The organism is Microbacterium excoecariae (genome assembly GCF_011326725.1).
GTDB classification, from domain to species: Bacteria; Actinomycetota; Actinomycetes; order Actinomycetales; family Microbacteriaceae; genus Microbacterium; species Microbacterium excoecariae.
The window spans coordinates 256,289-270,027 of record NZ_JAANCO010000002.1; the positions used below are offsets into that span (position 1 = coordinate 256,289).

General features: G+C 71.7%; 15 protein-coding genes. 9 read left to right on the forward strand and 6 right to left on the reverse strand.

The features are described from left to right. The first annotated feature begins 149 nt into the window (after positions 1-149). The 3 genes from G8E01_RS12415 to G8E01_RS12425 all read left to right on the forward strand — a co-directional run bounded on the left by G8E01_RS12415 (position 150) and on the right by G8E01_RS12425 (position 4,280). The gene (locus G8E01_RS12415) at positions 150-2,807 is read left to right on the forward strand and encodes an amidase (RefSeq protein WP_166320308.1); all 2,658 of its coding nucleotides are present in this window, start codon (positions 150-152) and stop codon (positions 2,805-2,807) included. Positions 2,808-2,868: 61 nt separating this feature from the next. Further along, complete coding sequence (locus G8E01_RS12420; protein ID WP_166320310.1) at positions 2,869-3,789, forward strand: L,D-transpeptidase; 921 nt, start codon at positions 2,869-2,871, stop codon at positions 3,787-3,789. A 329-nt stretch (positions 3,790-4,118) separates the two neighbouring features. After that, on the forward strand, positions 4,119-4,280 hold the full coding sequence (locus tag G8E01_RS12425) for a hypothetical protein (protein ID WP_166320312.1): 162 nt from the start codon (positions 4,119-4,121) through the stop codon (positions 4,278-4,280). A gap of 23 nt (positions 4,281-4,303) precedes the next feature. Here the strand turns inward: G8E01_RS12425 and G8E01_RS12430 are convergent, their stop codons facing one another. Beyond that, positions 4,304-4,966 (reverse strand): GntR family transcriptional regulator, encoded by a 663-nt coding sequence (locus G8E01_RS12430; protein ID WP_166320314.1) that lies wholly within the window; start codon positions 4,964-4,966, stop codon positions 4,304-4,306. A 124-nt stretch (positions 4,967-5,090) separates the two neighbouring features. Further along, positions 5,091-5,579: a YajQ family cyclic di-GMP-binding protein gene (locus tag G8E01_RS12435; protein WP_155047971.1), complete on the reverse strand. Its 489-nt coding sequence runs from the start codon at positions 5,577-5,579 to the stop codon at positions 5,091-5,093. Positions 5,580-5,610: 31 nt separating this feature from the next. On the opposite strand from G8E01_RS12435, the gene G8E01_RS12440 reads away from it, so the two are divergent. The 5 genes from G8E01_RS12440 to G8E01_RS12460 are packed head-to-tail and all read left to right on the forward strand — an operon-like array spanning position 5,611 to position 8,915. Then, a complete protein-coding gene (locus G8E01_RS12440; protein ID WP_166320316.1) occupies positions 5,611-6,099 on the forward strand; it encodes an FBP domain-containing protein in 489 nt (162 codons plus the stop codon). Positions 6,100-6,140: 41 nt separating this feature from the next. Then, the gene (locus tag G8E01_RS12445) at positions 6,141-6,608 is read left to right on the forward strand and encodes an S-ribosylhomocysteine lyase (RefSeq protein WP_166320378.1); all 468 of its coding nucleotides are present in this window, start codon (positions 6,141-6,143) and stop codon (positions 6,606-6,608) included. After that, positions 6,605-7,303 carry a 5'-methylthioadenosine/S-adenosylhomocysteine nucleosidase gene (mtnN, locus tag G8E01_RS12450; RefSeq protein WP_166320318.1) on the forward strand — a complete coding sequence of 233 codons (699 nt, stop codon included), beginning with the start codon at positions 6,605-6,607 and terminating at the stop codon, positions 7,301-7,303. Before G8E01_RS12445 ends, mtnN begins: the two co-directional genes overlap by 4 nt. Further along, the gene (gene truA / locus G8E01_RS12455) at positions 7,300-8,187 is read left to right on the forward strand and encodes a tRNA pseudouridine(38-40) synthase TruA (RefSeq protein WP_166320320.1); all 888 of its coding nucleotides are present in this window, start codon (positions 7,300-7,302) and stop codon (positions 8,185-8,187) included. Before mtnN ends, truA begins: the two co-directional genes overlap by 4 nt. Positions 8,188-8,234: 47 nt before the next feature. After that, positions 8,235-8,915, forward strand: coding sequence for an endonuclease/exonuclease/phosphatase family protein (locus G8E01_RS12460; RefSeq protein ID WP_155047969.1), 681 nt, complete (start codon positions 8,235-8,237; stop codon positions 8,913-8,915). A 48-nt stretch (positions 8,916-8,963) separates the two neighbouring features. Here G8E01_RS12460 and G8E01_RS12465 read toward each other — a convergent pair whose 3' ends face one another. The 4 genes from G8E01_RS12465 to G8E01_RS13100 form a co-directional block, all read right to left on the reverse strand. Beyond that, positions 8,964-9,731, reverse strand: coding sequence for an HAD-IIB family hydrolase (locus G8E01_RS12465; protein WP_166320322.1), 768 nt, complete (start codon positions 9,729-9,731; stop codon positions 8,964-8,966). Positions 9,732-9,810: 79 nt separating this feature from the next. Beyond that, entirely contained in the window at positions 9,811-10,362 is a 552-nt protein-coding gene (locus G8E01_RS12470; protein WP_166320324.1) for a hypothetical protein, read from the reverse strand. Between the two features lie 75 nt (positions 10,363-10,437). After that, on the reverse strand, positions 10,438-12,231 hold the full coding sequence (locus G8E01_RS13095) for a DUF4012 domain-containing protein (protein WP_166320326.1): 1,794 nt from the start codon (positions 12,229-12,231) through the stop codon (positions 10,438-10,440). Between the two features lie 29 nt (positions 12,232-12,260). Continuing rightward, the gene (locus G8E01_RS13100) at positions 12,261-13,067 is read right to left on the reverse strand and encodes a CPBP family glutamic-type intramembrane protease (protein WP_166320328.1); all 807 of its coding nucleotides are present in this window, start codon (positions 13,065-13,067) and stop codon (positions 12,261-12,263) included. Positions 13,068-13,131: 64 nt separating this feature from the next. Between G8E01_RS13100 and G8E01_RS12485 the strand changes: the two genes are divergently transcribed. Beyond that, positions 13,132-13,722 (forward strand): arsenate reductase/protein-tyrosine-phosphatase family protein, encoded by a 591-nt coding sequence (locus G8E01_RS12485; protein ID WP_166320330.1) that lies wholly within the window; start codon positions 13,132-13,134, stop codon positions 13,720-13,722. The last annotated feature ends 17 nt before the right edge of the window (positions 13,723-13,739 follow it).

Genomic DNA, 13,739 nt, shown 5'->3' on the forward strand with positions numbered 1-13,739 from the left:
CCGCCCGGAATTGAAACATGACCGGGTGCTTAAGTGCGGTGCATGCACATGGCGTGGACGTTTCACGGAACTGTGCGCGGCTTCTGCAGTTCCTATCGTCGGCGGCGGGACCTCCGGTCCCTTCCCCATCTGACGACAAGAAACGACACATGACACAGCACAAACTTTCTCGCCTGCGGCGAAGAGGACGCCTCGCCGCCGCCGGCGGCGCCACCATCCTCGCCGTATGCGCGGGAGCACTCGTCCCCGCTAGCGCCTTCGGGCTGAACTCCTCCACGTTCTCCGACGGCCAGGTGTGGTACGTCAACGACGCCGCGATCCCTGGCTTGGACACCGGCAGCGTGCGGAACACGTCCTCCAACGCTCTCGGCGGCTATGGCGGAATCCGGATGAACGTCGCGGGCAGCACGGACCGCCTGAACGGCATCCTCCTCCGCGGATTCGGGCTCCGGTACGACGGCCGGAGCGCCTTCACGAGCACGAACGCCGTGGAGATCGACGAGGTCGCGGTCAGCCGCGAACTCGTCCTCGACGCGGATGGCGGCTACGGGCGCTTCTTCGACACGTTTACGAACACGAGCCGCGAGCCCATCTCGCTCGAGGTCGCTTTCGGCGGCGAGCTCGGGTACGCCACGGGCACCAACCAGTCGGCGATCGCCACGACGGGCGACGGTGACGCGAGCGTGACCGCGGCAGACGGGTGGGCATCCTGGTTCACGCCGTCCTCCTCCGAGCCCGGCGCCGCGAGCGCGAACGGGCCGTCGGCGACGGTCTTCGGCACCCCCGGATACGCGGGCGGGCTCGACCGTATGGGCGACTTCCAGCAGGGGCCGTTCACCGAGCCGCTGGCCGAGAGCGGCGACGACGCGAACCACCCGGGGTTCGTGACGACGCTCGAGATCGCACCGGGTCAGACCTCCTCCCTCGTGCACTACGTCGTCACGGGCCTGTCGGAGCGGTCGGGCGGGGTCGAGCCTGGCTCTCAGGTCACGGCCGTCGGCGAGACGGCGGCTGCGCTCGCCGCGTCCCCCGATCTGAGCGGCCTGAGCGCCCCCGAGGTGTGCTCAATCGCGAACTTCGACCTGTTGTCGCTTCCGGGGGTTGACCCCGCGGCCTGCGAGGACCTCGCGGGCGAGCCCCTCGCGGATCTGCCGACGGGCGCCGTCGCCGCCGCGACTCCGGTCACGACGTCGTCCTACGACGTCGTAGGGAAGACCATCGTGGACCTTCAGGCCGACATGGCGTCCGGCGAGACAAACGCAACGCAGATCGTGCGCGCCTACCTCGATCGCATCGCTGCGTACGACCAGGGACCGCTCGGTCTGCACTCCGTCCTGGCCGTTGCGCCCGACGCTATGGAGCAGGCCGCCGACGCCGACGCCGCGCGCGCGGCCGGCGACGATCGGCCTCTGTTGGGAATCCCGATCCTGGTCAAGGACATCATCGACACGGCCGACATGCCCACCACGGGCGGCTCGCTCTTGTTCGACGGTTACGTGCCGGAGACGGACTCGTGGCAGGTGCAGCAGCTCCGCGAGGCCGGCGCCATCATCCTTGGCAAGGCCAACCTGTCGAAGTTCGCGATGAGCGGCTTCTACAGCGAGAGCGACTACGGCCAGGTGTGGAACGCCTTCGACATGTCGAAGAGCCCGATCGGTTCGAGCGGCGGATCCGCCGTCTCGGTCGCGTCGAGCTTCGCGGCCGCGGCGCTCGGCACGCAGACGGGTGACTCGCTGTGGGGCCCGTCGGGCGCCGCGAGCCTGACCTCCCTGCGCGGCACCGACGGCATACAGAGCAGCCAGGGCACGATGCCGCTCACGGTGGTGCAGGACTACGTCGGGTTCATCTCGCAGAGCCCGGAGGACCAGGCGATTCTGCTCAACGCCGTCGCGCGCGAGGACAACCCTACGGACGCCCTCGATGACGTGGCGAACGGCCACCGCCCCGCCGATTGGACGGAGGCGCTCCGCGCGGACGCACTGGAGGGCAAGGTCATCGGCGTGCCCGAAGGCGCATTCGACGACCCCTTCGGTACGACGTCGGTGAGCGACGCGCTGCGCGCCCAGTTCGCGACCTTCGAGGCCGCGGGCGCGACGATCAAGGAGATTTCCGCCGAGCCGGCGGCCCCCACGCGGCCCACGACGGGCAGCACCTCCGTCGAGGGGTGGGAGCAGTGGCTCGCGGATCACCCGGACAGCCCGGTGACGGACGTGGAACAGCTCGTCAGCTGGGGCTTCGGCGAGCGCATGACGCCCGAGGAGCTGCAGGCGTTCGAGGACTATCGCGCGGCGTATCGTGACGTGCTCGCCGCCTGGATGGACGCCGAGGGCGTCGACGCGGTCCTTTACGCGACGGAGCTCAGCGACATCGGACTGAACGACGCGAACAGCCGCAGCTTCGGCCGTATCGACCCGCCGTCCTCGGCCTCGGGGGCGCCGACGGCGATTTTCCCGGCCGGCGCGAACGAGAACGGCTCGCCCGTCGGTTTCCAGCTCCTGGGCCGCGAGTTCCAGGACGCCGAGCTCCTGGGCATGGCGTACGCGTTCGAGGAGGTGGCCGACGGCCGCATTCTGCCGACGATTACGCCGGCGCTGGACTACGACCCCGCGGCGATCCCGACGCCTGTCGAGCCCGCCCCGGTGCTGCCCGAGCCCGAGCAGCCCATCGAGAACCCTCAGGAGAACGAAGGCGATGTCTCGCTGCCGGGCCAGGGGGCGCCTGCAGGGGGAACCCCCGCCGGTGGATCCGCGGGTGACGATGCGCCTGCGCGCGATCCTGAGCGTCACCTTCCCGTGATCTCGGGCTAATCACCCCTCACACAGGCGGGGCGGCTTCGGCCGCCCCGCCGCCACGACTGCGGAGTAACCCATGAAGCTTACGACCCGAGCCACGGGGCGACGTGCCCGCGGCTGGATGATCGCCGCGGCAGCGACCGCGTGCGTCGTCGCCGCCGCGGCGGCCATCGTCATCACGACTCAGTCCGACGCGACGCCTCCTGTGAGCGCCCGCGCGACGCCCTCGCCGGTGCCGGTCGAGGAGCCGACCGAAGCTCCGGCTGAGTCACGCGTCCCCGACCCTTCCGAACTGGACGATGCAGCGATGGCGGCCCTTCCCGCCGCCATCTATGACGCCGTGATCCCCGGGCTTCTCCCGTTCGAAGGAGCCGACGCGGACTCGATCGAGAAGGCATACACGGTGGACGACGATGTCGCCGTTTACGGATCCGACCGGGCGGATCCTGTCGCGCGCATTCCCGCGCTCAACTTTCTCGACGAACCAACGATCGTTGTGCCCGTCGCTTTCGACGGCAAGTGGGCTCTTGTGTTGACGCCGTCGCGCCAGGAACTCCCTTCGCGGGCGGGCGGTCGTGCACCGGCCCAGTCGGCGGGATGGGTGCCGCGCGACGCGCTGATCGAGGCGCACGATCTCCCCGCGCGCGTGACGGTTTCCGTGTCTGCGCAATCCATGACGGTGGAGACTCCCGAGGGGGACGCCACCTACCCGGCGGGCGTCGGGGCCGAGGACACTCCGACGCCGGTAGGGACCGTGGGGTACCTGCAGGCACGCTACGACGACCCCACGCAGGCGGACTACACGATCCAGCTCACGACGCTGCACTCAGACGTCGCGGACGAGCCGTTCGGCGGGAGCGATGGGGGGCTCATCGGCCTCCACTACAACCTGACGAGCACGGGGACGGTGTCGCACGGGTGCGTGCGGCTGGCGTACGACGCGCTCCTCGCGGTCAACGAGCTTCCGCTCGGGACTCCCGTGGTGTTCGTCGCGTAAGGCACGAAAATGGCCCGCCTCCGGCCGGCAAAGGGAGTGGCTGGTGGCGGGCCCACCGCGCCAAAGGCGCGGCGCGTGGGCGCAACCTGGGATGAAACGTCCACGTCTGGTGTCGCGCGCGGGGCGCGCGAAGTCTTCCCCTGGAAGCTATCGGACGCTCCTACAGAGGCTCACACACTTGTTATCGGTATGGTGCGCGATCGGGATTCCGGTTGGCGCGGGCGGTGCTCACCCTCCGGATCCCCTCGGTTCGTCCGGTGCGGAGCGGATATTGGGGGCAGATCGCACGCCCTCTCGCGGTAGCGAAACCGGGCCCCTATGGTGGGGCCATGAACATTCTTCTGTGGATCATCATCATCGCGGCGGTCGTCTTGCTCGTCGTCGGTGGTGTCGTCGAGGCGCTGCGGTTCCTGCTGTGGGTCGGCCTCATCATCGCGGTCATCGCGGTGATCGCGTGGCTGCTGCGGAGGGTGAGCGGCAGCCGGCGGTAGCAAGCGTCCGGCCGGGAGGGGCGTCAGGCCCCGAAGTGCCGGCGCACGAGCGCCTCGCTCGTGTCGGCGTCTCCCTCGGCCACCGCGTCCGGTAAGACGGCGAGGAGCTCGGCGAGCTCCTCGCCGTCTCGCGTTTCCAGGCCGCGCCCGTGCAGGTTGCGCGTCGTGACGAGGTCGATGTCGCCGGCGAACCGGCGCGCGACCTCGTTGCTCGACAGCTGCAGGAGCAAGTGGAGGACCGCCAGCCGCGCCGCGGGCGCGTCGCCGTCGGTGGCAAAGTGGTCGCGGATCTCCGCGAGGGACGAGGCGAGGACGCTCCGCTTCCGGGCATCCATGCGGCCGAGCGCCATGCGCAGCGTCATGGCCGCGTAGTGGCCGGCGTACTCGAGCGTGTCGGTGACCTGCGCGTCCGTGACCCGCGACACCTGGGTGTAGCGGTTCGCGCGCACGTCCAACAGGCCAAGCCGCTCGAGGTGCTGCATCGCCTCGCGGACGGGCATGCGCGAGACGCCGAGCTCGGAGGAGATCTGCTCGTCGCGCACGCGCTCGCCCTGGGGCAGGCGGCCGTCGACGATGGACAGTGCGATGTGTCGGAAGGCCGCGTCGCTGAGGCGGGGGGTGTCGATCTCGATGGGGTCGAACATGCCCTGGGCTCTCTCCTGGGAGTGGTCACCGGTGTGTGCCATCGAGCGATTCTCACCCGGACTCCGTCCAAAAAGCAAACAGAGTTCAATTCCCTTGCACTGCGTGCAACCGTTGCATGTGCGAAAAAGGGGCGGCCGGGGCCGCCCCTCCTCCGCGCCCGCTGACCTACCGGTAGTTCTGGAACTGCAGCGCCACGTCGAGGTCCTTGCCCTTCAGGAGCGCGATGACCTCTTGCAGGTCGTCGCGGCTCTTGGAGCTCACGCGGATCTCCTCGCCCTGGATCTGGCTCTTGACCGACTTCGGGCCCTCGTCCCGGATGATCTTGCCGATCTTCTTCGCCATGTCCTGCGCGATGCCCTCCTTGAGGGTCGTGACGATCTTGACCTGCTTGCCGCTCTCGAACGGATCCGCGCTGTCGAGGCTCTTGAGGGAGATCCCGCGCTTGATCATCTTGGACTGAAGGACGTCGAGGGCCGCCGTCGCGCGGTCTTCGCTGTTCGCGGTGATGAGGATCTGCTCGCCCGACCACTCGATGTCGGTGTCGGTGCCGCGGAAGTCGTAGCGCTGGCTGACCTCCTTGCGGGCCTGGTTGAGGGCGTTGTCCGCCTCCTGGCGGTCGATCTCACTGACGATGTCGAAACTGCTGTCGGCCATGCCGCGATCCTACTTCTAGACTGGCCGGATCATGCAGGAGCTGACGGCCGACGACATCCGCGAGGCCTTCGTCAACGCGACGGAGCGCGACCTCGAGATCATGGAACTCCCCCTCGACCTGCCGCTCGTGGACTGGTTCCACGTCGACTTCCTGGGGTGGCGGGACCCGTCGACCCGCGCGCGCTGCTACGTCGTCACCGAGGTGGACGGCGTGCCGACGGCGATCATCCTGCGCGCGGCCCAGCAGCCCTCGCGCGCCTACAACGGCATCTGCAACATCTGCCGCACGATGCAGCCCGGCAACCAGGTGACGATGATGGCCGCGCGCAAGGGCGGCGAGGCGGGCGCCCGAGAGGAGACGATCGGCACCTACATGTGCGCCGACATCTCCTGCCACACGAACGTGCGCCTCGCGCTACCGCTGGCGCCCGGCGAGTTCCGCGCGAACGTCGACTTCCGCATCGACAATACGGCCCGCCGCATGCGCGACTTCGTGCGCCGCGTGCGCGACGGCGGCTGAGTGCACCCCGGTAGCCTGGAGGGGTGACCGACAACGCCCGCATGAACGTCGAATCCTTCAACCTCGACCACACCCGGGTCGCCGCGCCCTACCTGCGCCTCGCCGACCGCAAAACGCTGCCCGCGGGCGACGTCATCGTGAAGTACGACGTGCGCTTCGCGCAGCCGAACGTCGCCCACCTCGAGATGCCCGTCGTGCACTCGCTCGAGCACCTGTTCGCCGAGAAGAGCCGCGACCACTCCGACCGCGTCATCGACTTCTCGCCCATGGGCTGCCAGACCGGCTTCTACCTCATCCTCTCCGGCGAGCACACGCCGGCCGAGGTGGCCGACCTCGTCGCCGCGACGCTCGCCGACGTCGCGGATGCCGACCGCGTGCCCGCCGCGAACGAGACGCAGTGCGGCTGGGGCGAGAACCACACGCTCGCCGGCGCGCAGGAGGCCGCGCGCGCCTTCCTCGACCGCCGCGACGAGTGGCTGACGGTCTTCGCGGACGGATCGGGCGCATGACCGCGATCGTCATCCAGGTCGCGATGGACGAGGAGGCCCAGCCCTTCCTCGACGCGGCGCGCGAGGTGAGCGACCCCATCGCGGTCGGCCGCGCGGTGCACCGCGGCATCGTCCTCGGCGACGCGACGGTCGTGCTCGTGCGCTCGGGCATCGGCATGGTCAACGCCGCCGACGCCGCCTCCGGCGCGATCCACCGCTACGGGCCCGACGACATCGTCCTCATCAGCGCCGGATCCGCGGGCGGGCTCGCCCGCGGCGTCGGGGTGGGCGAGGTCGTCGTGGGCGCCTCGGCGGTCAACGTCGAGGCCGACGCGCGGGCCTTCGGCTACGCGCTCGGGCAGGTGCCCGGGATGCCGGAGGTCTACGGCACGGATCCGGCCCTCCGCCGGGCGCTCGCGGACGCGCGCGTGGGCGACATCGATGTGCGCGAGGGCGACATGGGCGCGGGGGAGAAATTCGTCACGACGGGCATCGCCGATCGCCTCCGCGCCGACTTCCCCGGCCTCGTCTCGGTCGACATGGAGACAACGGCCGTCGCGCAGGTCGCCCACAACCACGGCGCGCGCTTCGCGGCCTGCCGCGCGATCAGCGACCTCTGCGCGCCGGACGGCGACGAGTTCGCCACCCACATCGACGACGCGGCCGAGCGCTCGGCCCGCGTCGTCATCGACGCGCTCGCCCGGCTCACGGCGTGACGGGCGACGCGGGCGGGCGCCGGATCCGCCTCGACATCGCGTACGACGGATCCGGTTTCCACGGATGGGCCCGCCAGCCCGGGCTGCGCACGGTGCAGGGCACGCTCGAGGACGCGCTGGGCCGCGTGCTCGGCGGCGAGCCCCGGCTCGTGGTCGCGGGCCGCACGGACGCGGGCGTGCACGCGAGCGGCCAGGTCGCGCACCTCGACCTCGACGCCGCGCAGGCCGGGCGCGCGGCGGCGCCGCGGCGGGGAGGGGCGGCACCGGCGGATCCGGTGGCACCTCTCGCCCGGAGGGTCCAGGGCGTCCTGCGCCCGTACGCGGACGTTGCCGTGGCGCGCACGAGCTCGGCCCCCGCGGGCTTCGACGCCCGGTTCTCGGCCGTGTGGCGCCGGTACGCGTACCGGATCGCGGACGAGACGGCGGGATACGACCCGCTGCGCCGCCGCGACACGACGCTCGTGCGCGCGCGGCTCGACGTGGCCGCCATGGACGCCGCGGCGCGCTCGCTCGTCGGGCTCCACGACTTCGCGGCCTACTGCAAGCCGCGTGAGGAGGCCACGACGATCCGGACCCTCCTCGAGTTCGACTGGCGGCGCGGCGAGGACGGCGCGCTCGTCGCGAACGTGCGCGCCGACGCCTTCTGCCACTCGATGGTGCGGGCCCTCGTGGGCGCGTGCGTCGCGGTCGGCCAGGGCCGCCTCGAGGTCGCCGACGTCGCGCGCCTGCGCGACGAGCTGACCCGCACGAGCGCGTTCGCGGTGCTCGACGCGCGCGGCCTGACGCTCGCCGAGGTGGGGTATCCGGTGGACGATCAGCTCGCGGCGCGGGCCGATCAGACGCGCGCGCGGCGCGGGGCCGACGAGGTCATGGGAAGCTCATAGCGAAGGGCTATCCGGCCCGTACCCGCGGGGCTTAGTGTGAGGGCACGATGCGAGTCATTTCCTACAACCTGCGCAAGCACGCGGCGGCCGACGAGCTGGGCGCGCTCGTGGATCGCTGGGAGCCCGACGTTCTCTGCCTGCAGGAGGCGAACGTCGAGGACCTGCCGACGCGGATCGACGGCCTCCGGCTCGCGGCGGCGACCGATCGCAACCGCCTCGGGCTCGCCCTGTACTTCCGCGAGAACGCGTTCCGCTTCGTCGACTCGGTGTCGCTCGGGCTGAAGAAGTCGCTCCACGACATGGTGCTCAAGCCCGCGCACGAACGCCTGCTCGGCGTGCAGCTGTTCGACATCGACGCGGCCCGCGAGATCACGATGGCCTCGTTTCACGCGGCGCCGCTCACGGCCCCGAACTCGCTGCGGCGCACGCAGATCCGCTCGGCCTTGCAGGCGCTCGAGCAGCTCGGCCCCGGGACCCCGACGTTCATGGTCGGCGACTACAACTACCCCGTATTCAAGGAGCGCCTCGGCGACCAGGTGCGCGAGCACGGCTACGACCTCAGCCTCAGCAACCTGCGCACCTACACGCGGTACCGCTTCTTCAAGGGCCACTACGACTTCGTGACCTCGCGCGGCCTGTCGATCGGCGACGTCACGACGCTCCCGCAGGGATCCAGCGACCACCTGCCGATCCTCGTGGAGGCCGAGTACCGGCGCCACGGGCGCTGAGCCGCCGCGCCGCCGGGTCGCCGCGCCGCCCGAGAGGGGCCGGGGCGCTCAGCCCCGCTCGGGGAGGGTGGGGATGAGCGCGTCGAGCAGCTCGGCCGTGTGCTCCCAGCCCGTGACGGCGACGCACGCGACCCCCATGGCCTTCACGGGGTAGTCGTTGCCGTCGGGGTCGAGCCGGTCGCCGTAGAACAGCATGTCGTCCAGGGCGATGCCCGTCTCGGCCGCGAGCTGCTCCATGCCGTAGGCCTTGTCGATGCCCTTGCGCGTGACGTCGATGGACGTGGATCCGCCCGAGCGGACCTCGAGGTCGGGGAGCCGCGCGGCGATGGCGTCGCGGAGCGCGGACTTCTTCGCGCTCGTCGGATCCCACGCCTTCTTCGCGTCGACGGGCGCGGACTGCCCGAGCGCGGAGAAGGTGATCTGGGATCCGCGGTCTTCGAGGATCGGGCCCCAGGTCTCGGACTCCCAGTAGCCGAGCCGCACGGCCTCCTCCTCGATCGCCGCGAGGGCGCGGGCCTTCTCGTCGGCGGTGAGGTCGCGCGCGTAGAGTGCGCGGAACGCGGTGCCGTCGTGGCGGAAGTACTGCGTGCCGCAGGTCGGGAGGAGGTGGATGTGCGCGAGCGCGTCGGGCGCGTCGGGCAGGCGGTCGACGACCTGCGCGCGGAACTGGGCGATCTGCCCGCCCGAGATGATCGCGACCTCCACGCGCCGCGCGAGCGCGACGAGCTGCTCGGCGACGCGGTCGGCGACGGGGGACTTCGAGGGGGCGAGCGTGTCGTCGAGATCGAAGGCGACGACGAGCGGCGACGGGGTCATACGGGGCCGTTCGTTCGAGGAGCGGACAGAGAAAGGGCCCGGCGGCCAGATGCCGACGGGCCCTTCCAGGGTACTGAGATTAGTTCGTCTCGCGCTGCTTGCGCACCGCGGAGGCCACGACGATCGCGCCGCCCGCGAGGACGAGCGCGCCGCCGCCGACCCACAGGCCGAGGCCCGAGGTGACGTCGTTGCCCGTGGCGAGGAGCGAGTCGTCGCCCGCCGTGCCGGTGCCGGCCGCGCTCGCCGTGTCGACCGTGAAGGTCTGCGACTGCGTGACGCCGCTCTCCAGGCCGACGGCCGTGACGGTGAAGTCGCCCGACGCGCCCTCGGGCAGCGTGAGCGTGACCGTGGCGACGCCGTCGGCGTCGGCGTCGGTGGTCGTGGTGATGGAGTCGCCCGCGGCCGAGGCGAGGCTCGCGCCCGACAGGCCGGTGAGCGTGATGGTGACCGACTCGAAGGGCATGAAGCCCGAGAACGAGAGCGTCACGGTACCGCCGGGGACGAAGCTACCGCTGACAACGGCGCCGTCGGTCGACGGGGTGTAGGCGTTCGCGGCGACCGGCGAGCCGATCGCGAGGGCGCCCGCGACGACAAGCGCCGCGGTGGCCTTCTTGAGAGAGAAAGTCTTCATGTGGTGTGGATCCTCACGTTGTGGTGTCCGCGTGCCCCCGGGAACCAGAAACGACGCACATCTCAGTCCTGTTGATTATTCAGGAGATCCACAAGGAGAGTCAAGTCGTGATATTTCGCCGGGGTGAACGGTGGGTGTCGAAACGATGTCGATCGCGCCCGTGCGTCGCGCCGTCGTGGCGACCTCGAGCCGCGCGGTCTCGCCGGGGGCGAGCACCGTCGTCCAGGCGACGACGCTGCGGCCCTCGTGCGTACCGAGGATCGAGGCGTCTCCCGCCCTCGCCTCGATGTCGCCGGGAGAGGATCCCTCGGGCAGGTACACGTAGGCGACCGTGCGCGTCATCCCGGCCTCGACCCCGCCGATCGTCTCGGTGCCCGCGGCGGAGCCGAGGACGTAGTCGGGCAGCACGGTCGCGGCGTCGGCGGGCGCGGTGCTCGTGAGCTCGACGCCGACCGACAGCCGCGCCTGGTCGGTGGCGCTGCACCAGGCGGCGCCCGCGGCCGCCTCCATGAAGTAGTCCATCTTCGAGCCGGTGCCGTCGTTGAGGTACACGCCGACGCCCGTCGTCTCGGTGTCGGTCTCGGGCAGCCCGCCCGCGAGCGTCGTCTCCGCGAGGACGGTCTGCTCGTCGGCGTGCGCGCTCCAGACGAGGACGCGGCGCTCGGATCCGGCCCGGGCGAGCGCCTCGATCATGGCGGCGGGCTCGCCGGATCCGCTCATCACGGCGTCGAAGACGGCGGCGGTCACGGCGCCGAAAGCCGCGTCCTGCTCCGCGGGGACCGTGATCTGGGCGTAGAGGTCGCTGAGGAGCATTGGCACGAGCGTCTCCTCGGTCGCCGTGCCGCCCGTGGGGAGCTCCACGCCGCCGACCGCGCCGACGAGGTAGGACAGCGCCACGGGGTCGAGCGCGATGACGCCGTCGACCTCGCCGCCGTGCTCGGCCTGCCACATCGCGGTCGCGAGCTGGGCCGAGACGGCGAAATCGGGGACCTGCGTGACGTTCTGCATGTACGACTCGGGGTCGTCGCCGAAGATCGCGCGCAGCTCACCCGTGGCGACGTCCGCGGCGCTCGTGACACGGCCGAAGGATCCGCCCGCGACCTGGTCGGCGATCTCGAGGCGCCCGGCGTCCGCCGTGAGGTGGATGACGTTGCCGGCGATGCCGCCGAGCGAGCGCCACTCGGCGTTGTTCTGGGCGAGCAGGAGGTAGTCGCGCGGGCCGTCGGATCCGAGCATCGAGGGCAGGAGGCTCGTCGCGTTCTCGAGCGCCTCCGTGACGTCGGCGACGCGGTCCAGCTGCTCGCCCGCCTCGGCCGTGGCCTCGCGCAGCGGCTTCACGAGGGGTGCCGTATCGATCGCGGCGACCGCCGCCGCGGCGCGCTGGGCCTCGGCGTTCGCGGTGCGGGCCGTCTCGGCGGATCCGGCGAGCGGCGCGAGATCGATCGCGCCGCCGTCGGGGGAGAACAGCCCGCCGGTGACGTCGGCGAACGTCGTCGCGAGCGGGGCGACGGCGCCGGAGACCGCGGTGTCGAGGGCGTCCGTGAGGGTCGTGACGGCGCCGAGCTGCGGGCCGATCCACGGAAGCGCGCCGTACGCGCGCCAGACGGGATCCGCCGTCAGCTCGCGGGCCCGGGACGTCTCCGCGGCGATGTCGTCGACCGTGTCGGCGAGCGCGGCGGGGTCGGCGGCGAGGGAGCCGCCCATGTCGCCCGCGATCTCCTGCGCGCGCTCGACGTGATCGATCGCCTCGGTGGCGCGGATCCCGACCCACACGGCGCCCGCGAGGAAGATCAGCAGGAGGGCGGCGAGGACCCCGGCGACCCAGCGTCCGGCGACGCGGCGGGCGGAGGGGCGGGAGGTCGAAGGCACCGGCACAGGATACGTGAGGGGCCGGTCCGCTATCCGAGCGCGGTGCCCGCGAGCGCGAGGGCGACGCCCGCGGCGTTGTACACGGCGTGCACGCCGACGGCGGTCCAGACACGGCCCGTGAGGACGACGACGCCCGCGCACGTCGCGCCCACGAGGGCGAGGGCCGCGGTCTGGCCCCAGTCGGCGATGCCGACCGTGATGGCGTGGACCGCGACGAACGCGGCCGTCGAGCACACGATCGCCAGCAGGGCGCCCTCGAGCCCGCGCCGCGCGATCCGGTACACGGCCACGACGATGACGCCGTGGAACAGGAGCGACTCGACGACGGGCGCCACGACGATGGGGGAGATCACGGAGAGGAACAGCCAGCCGTCGGGCAGCGCGCCGTTGATCATCGGATAGGTCGGCAGCGCGCCGGAATCGCCCGCGGCGACGGCGAGCCATCCCTGCACCACCCGTAGGACGAGCCCGAATCCGACGGCCCACAGGAGGTCGAGGGCGCGGATCCGCAGGAGACCCCGCGGGACGCCGCGCGTGAAGGCGACGACGACGGGCGCGAGCATGCCGGCCCACAGCACGACGTCGGCGAGGATCACGCCCGCGAACCCCACGACGGCGCGGCCGACGAAGATCGACCCGATCGTGCCCACGCCGAGGCCGATCGCGACCCAGCCGAGCAGCTCGACGTTCCACCGGCGCGCCGTGCGGCTGCCCTCGAGCCAGGTGCGGCTGCCGAGGGCCGGGCGATCGTCGGCGCGCGGGCGTCCACGAGCGCCGTCGCGGCTGCCCGCGCTCGGGCGGCGTGTCGGGGCGGGGGCGGCGGGCTCGTCGGTCACGCGCACCACGGTACCGGCACGCGCGTGTCGGTCGTGGCCCCTACGCTGGGGCGCGGAGGTAGTGATGGTGGAGATCCTGACGGTGTGCACGGGCAACATCTGCCGCTCGCCCATGGCCGAACTGATCCTCGGCGCGCGCCTTGCCGGCACCGGCATCCACGTGTCGAGCGCGGGGGTGCGCGCCCCCGTCGGTCGCGAGATGACCCCCGACGCCGCGCGGCTCGCGGAAGAGTCCGGGGCCGACCCGTCGGCGGCGTCCGCGCACCGCGCGCGCTACCTCGACGAGAGCGTGCTCGCGGGGGTCGACCTCGTGCTGGCGATGACGCGCGAGCACCGGCGCGCGGCCGTCGAGCTCGCCCCGGCCAAGCTCAAGGTCGCCTTCACGGCGCGCGAGTTCGCGCGCCTGGCCGAGACCCTGACCGACGCCGAGGTCCGGCAGGAGGTGGCGGGGGAGGCCGACCCGGCGCGCCGCCTGCGCCGGGCGCTCGACCTCGTCTCCTCGGCGCGGTTCGACGTGGATCCGCCGGCGGATCCGTCGGACGACGACGTCGTCGACCCCTACCAGCGCTCCCGCGACGTCTACGACCAAGCGCTCGCCCAGCTCCTCCCGGGCGTCGAGCAGGTCGCGCGCGTCGCGCGGCTGGCGCTCGCCTGAGGTGACCGGGGGTGATT